This is a genomic window from Agaribacillus sp. DX54, from assembly GCF_056858335.1.
Map to the genome: position 1 here is coordinate 1 of NZ_JBXEQE010000074.1, position 4,566 is coordinate 4,566.

A 4,566-nucleotide genomic window follows, 5' to 3' on the forward strand; every position below is an offset into this window, starting at 1 on the left:
TTTCAAAATTGGCGTTTGACTGTCCAGCAATTAGCCATAAAATTTGGGGATCGGTTGCCCCTCGATTTGGCGCGCAGCCCTTCATCCGGGGGCTAGCCCCCGGATGAAGGGCTGAAGGAGTAGACAGAGTTTACTTTACACTTCCGATCAAAGATACTTTGATGATCCTGAGCGGTTTCTATGTCAAAGGAGCCTATAGAGCTTTTGATAGTTTTTTTCCCTTTCCCGTTTCGTTTGTTACCCATCTCACGCTTCTGTTCATCCAGATGATCGCCCATCTCTGCTTCTAGCCCGGAATCCAGGAATTGTTTTAACATCGGGGCAAAAGCACCATCCTTACCAAATAGTGGCTTGCCTGTCTTGATTTGCTCTAAGGCTTTCTTTTGTAATTCGTTTAATTCTTCTTGTGTCATCTTCTGTTCTAAGTTAGATATTATTTTTATGCTTTAACTTAGACACACTTTAATTTACACTCTCTTTTTCAAAGTTACTTCGTAGCCATCATTAACTTGAAGACCATTCTGTTTCATTCATTTTCATTTAGACTATTAATCTTTTCAATCAATACAACTGTAGAAGTGGCATCTACCCCTGCATTATCCGCCAACTCTAATGCTTTTCGAGCAGCCTTTAGTGCTTTTGTTTTAAGCCCCTTTTTATATAGCAAAGAAGCATATGTGTCATTGTTGTAATAGTTGCTGTAAAGCTCGATAGACCTTTTGACCCATTTGATTGCTTCATCAATAGAATTTTTATCAGAAATAGGAATTTTTACATAAAAATCCCATGCATATTTATTCAGCTCTTCCCAATTGTCCATGTAATAATCATTTACCAGCAAAATGACTTCCTTTGCATACTCACTTAAATCATTGACGCTCTTTAGTCTTCTTAAACGAAGTGCATGGTTAAGCCTTGAATTAGCTATCCTCTCATCCTCTGAGAGTTCTCTTTTAGAAAAATGATAATCGTCCGGTTCAGTAACAACCATTAAATTTACCATTCTTTCTTCTCGTTTCATGCCCATCTTATATTTTTCTAGGGCCTTGTCTAATGCCTTAAAGTCTTTAACATTTACATCTAAAGAAATCCTTCCAACGTTTCCTTTATATCCAGTTTCATTAATGATAGGAAAAGGCGAATCATAATAGTGATGGTTACGCAGTACATTTATAAAATGGTCTAGTTTCACATTGTTTAACGCCACTCTGGAATCTGTAATATACATCTCTTCTTTTCCTTCTTTATAACTGATAACTGAGGTATCTGCCGCAGTTAAAACCAAACATTCCATTTTTCTTTTCTCCCAATTTAAATTTATATGAAAATATCTTTCCAAATCCGTTTTCATCATTTTTTTCAGTTTGGCCTTGGTGGTAGGCTCCTTGGAAAACAGTTGATAGGAATAAAGGTTTTGTGTTTGGTAAATCCCGTTAACCATTGACAAAAATCTAGTGGAATCATTAACTTCTAAAACAAGCCTATTGAGAGGAAGACGATCCATATAATTAGTTGATTCGTTAAAAAGAAAACTTATCAATCCTCTTATTGGATGATTAACAATTGTTATAAAGTATCCAACACTATCATTTGCGAATAAACCGATTGCGGGAAGTAAATCGTCATTATATCTGGAAACCATTGAATACCACATCATATGCCTTCCATCTCCACCATTTCCATTGAAATACAACGGTTTTTCATATACAGCACTCTTCTTTTTTTCAACAATTCTTTGTTCCATTGTAACTAATTCATCATTTAGCAGTGCCCGGATGTTTGCGGAATTTATTGAACTTCCATCGGAAATAGATTTAACAATCCCGTTTTCGTCTATCCATACTACCTGAGGATAGCTATATACCGGAAACAATTCCTCTATTTTGGAACCCTTACAAAAAGAGGGTAAAGTCATATCAACATTTACACGTTTCTTTCTCCAATCAATGAATTTACTTACAACGTCGCTTTCTTCTAATGGATTTACCAAAACAATTTGTATTTCCTCGTGATACTCCTTTTGGAGTTCCAGCAGCTTAGGCCAGGAAGCAATACAGGGTGAACATTTTGAGTTCCAAAAATCAAGAATCAATAGTTTACCTTTAAAATCACTTAGCCTTGCTGTTTTATCATGGAAGTTGATAAGATTGGTAAAAGTAATATCTGGAACCTTATCTCCTACTTTTAATGATTGGTAAAATGTGTCTGCTTTAGGCTCCACAGATTGGGCGATGACCTTAGATGAAAACAGTATATGTAAAAATATGAATAAAATGGCTAATTGTAAGTACTTCATTTGATCTTGCTTTATACATTGCCTTTATAAAAACTCTTTTAATTAATCTCGATTTTTGTAAAATCAACAACTGACACCAGCTAAAATTATGGGAGGCAGTAGTATTCTTGCTCTTTGGTATTTTACAGAATTAACAGGCATTCGCCGTCCACAGTAGTTATATGTATCTTTTTTAATCATAATATGTCCCACTAACCGAAAGTTTATAACTTTTATTAGATTGAAAATGGAATTTAATGGCCTTAATCTTTGTTACTATTCTGCTTCAATCAAATGCATAATCCAGGATTCACCGACATACATTCTCATAACTAAATATATTGATAACTTAGTTCTAGCATATTTTTCAATAATTCGTTTCTCCAACTAGTAGATCCTAACATCTTTAAAGTAAGTTGGTTAACTCCATTTCATAATATTAAAATAGATGGAATGTTTATGATAGCTTTGCTTTTCTTCCAGAGAGTTTTTTAATCTGAACATTTCTGAAAGAATTATTCCAATTCTAAAACCAGAAGATGGTACTATATCAAACATAGCTTAGCAAGTTTTGTAAATAAAATTACTAATTCTTCGAAAATCTTTGTTTATAACTCCGGAGATTTGAGGAAAACATATCAGTGTAAAATTTCCTGAATTGGGGTTCTGTTTCCTTTGCTAATTCAATCGCTTTTGAAGACATTTTTTCTCCTTGGCTTGGGTTTCCCATTGCAAAGTAGGTCCATGATGCTTTATCATATGCCAACGCTTTAAGATCATTAGCTTTAACAAGTTCAATTGCTTTCATGCACATTGCTAAAGCCAATTCATAATCGGGTGTTTTAAGTCTATCAGAGTTATCTAGTATTAATGCAGCCCAAGATTTAGCTAAGGCCCAGACATTGTCACCCTCTCCCCATGGATAATTATTCAAAACATTCCAACCGTATTCATATCCTCTTTCTTCATTCTTCTCAAGCAGAATCTTAAATTTAAATTCTTTGTAATGAAGGTTATTTGTCTTTAAGCTGATTGCACTATCAATTCGTACTAATGTCTCAGTTAACTTGCCTTGGAGATAAATTTCATATGTCTGAGAAAAAAATTCTTTACTTCTTATTTCATCTTGTTCAGCGATTTTAGGATCAAAATTACCATCAGCAAGTTGACTAATATATTGATCCAATTTTTCAAAATCAGAAGTACCCGTAATATGAGCTATTTTTCTGTTTTTGTCAATAAAAAATATTTTGGGGTAGGAACGTTCCCCCGAAGCTATCACCCACATTGAATCCATTTTATTGTCTATGTCGATCCCAATATTATAATTCATTCTATTTCCCATTTTTAAAAGATAATTCTCCGCCTGGGAAATTGACTTTGTCAATGTGAAAATACCAATAACATCCACTTTGCCGGAATACTTTTGTGAGATCGCAGTCAGATGAGGCCAACCTTCCATGCACGGTACACAACCAATAAACCCAAAATCAACAACATAGACCTTACCTGCATGGAAATCTGAGATGGAATCACCTTTTAACCATTTGATGTGATTAAGAGAAGGTGCAATATCACCTACTTTTAGTTTGACGATGTTTTGTTGGGCTCCAACAGAGTTAATAGAAAATGTTAATATTATAAGTATTTTAAGAAACTTCATTTTGAATCTATTTTTAAGGGAATTATTAGTCTTTTTTTATAAATACCTGCATATGTGGAAATACTAACAACTTTAATTTTTGACACCACCATCAAGCTTTTTTAGCAAATCATCTGATAACTATTTTTGTAAGGACATTAGTATCCATTGTTTTGAGTTAGATTAGAACCATTATTAATTTCAGATTGCGGAATGGGATATAGGGCATCTGTTGATTGCCAATCTGATTTTATTGAGCCAAGAACTTCATCTACTCGGCCAGTACGTTTTAAATCTAACCATCGATGTCCCCATTCGGTAAAAAGCTCCAACTGCCTTTCCTTTTCAATAACTAAGAGAAGATCACCCTGGCTAATGGCAGGATTAGTATCATGAATCAACGGCAGTCCCGCACGATTACGAATAATATCTACATCAGAAATAGCCCCAGCCAAGTCATTTAATTGCGCTCTCGCTTCCGCCCGAATCAGGTATTGTTCAGCCAGCCTCAATACCATTGAATATTCCGTAAGTTGATTTGAAAAAAAGACTTTGTACTTAAAAGGGAAATAATAGGTTAACTCTCTGGGAGTAACACTTCCAATCCAATTGAGCAACCGATTATCTTGTGGTTCAAAAGCATTTACCA

4 protein-coding genes are annotated in these 4,566 nt (G+C 34.7%); all 4 read right to left on the reverse strand.

Going from position 1 to position 4,566, the window contains the following annotated elements; translation table 11 throughout:
• Positions 1 to 92: 92 nt before the first annotated feature.
• Positions 93 to 413 carry a transposase gene (locus AC04NP_RS30190; RefSeq protein WP_482863848.1) on the reverse strand — a complete coding sequence of 107 codons (321 nt, stop codon included), beginning with the start codon at positions 411 to 413 and terminating at the stop codon, positions 93 to 95.
• Positions 414 to 526: 113 nt separating this feature from the next.
• Positions 527 to 2,296, reverse strand: a complete 1,770-nt coding sequence (locus AC04NP_RS30195) for a TlpA family protein disulfide reductase (protein WP_482863849.1) — start codon at positions 2,294 to 2,296, stop codon at positions 527 to 529.
• Positions 2,297 to 2,861: 565 nt separating this feature from the next.
• Entirely contained in the window at positions 2,862 to 3,938 is a 1,077-nt protein-coding gene (locus AC04NP_RS30200; protein ID WP_482863850.1) for a TlpA family protein disulfide reductase, read from the reverse strand.
• A 137-nt stretch (positions 3,939 to 4,075) separates the two neighbouring features.
• A partial coding sequence (locus tag AC04NP_RS30205) for a RagB/SusD family nutrient uptake outer membrane protein (protein ID WP_482863851.1) occupies positions 4,076 to 4,566 on the reverse strand: 491 nt, incomplete at its 5' end.

Bases quoted from the DNA above. Each gene is read 5' to 3' on its own strand.
- AC04NP_RS30200 (WP_482863850.1), bottom strand. From the start codon at position 3,938: ATGAAGTTTCTTAAAATACTTATAATATTAACATTTTCTATTAACTCT.
- AC04NP_RS30190 (WP_482863848.1), bottom strand. From the start codon at position 413: ATGACACAAGAAGAATTAAACGAATTACAAAAGAAAGCCTTAGAGCAA.
- AC04NP_RS30195 (WP_482863849.1), bottom strand. From the start codon at position 2,296: ATGAAGTACTTACAATTAGCCATTTTATTCATATTTTTACATATACTG.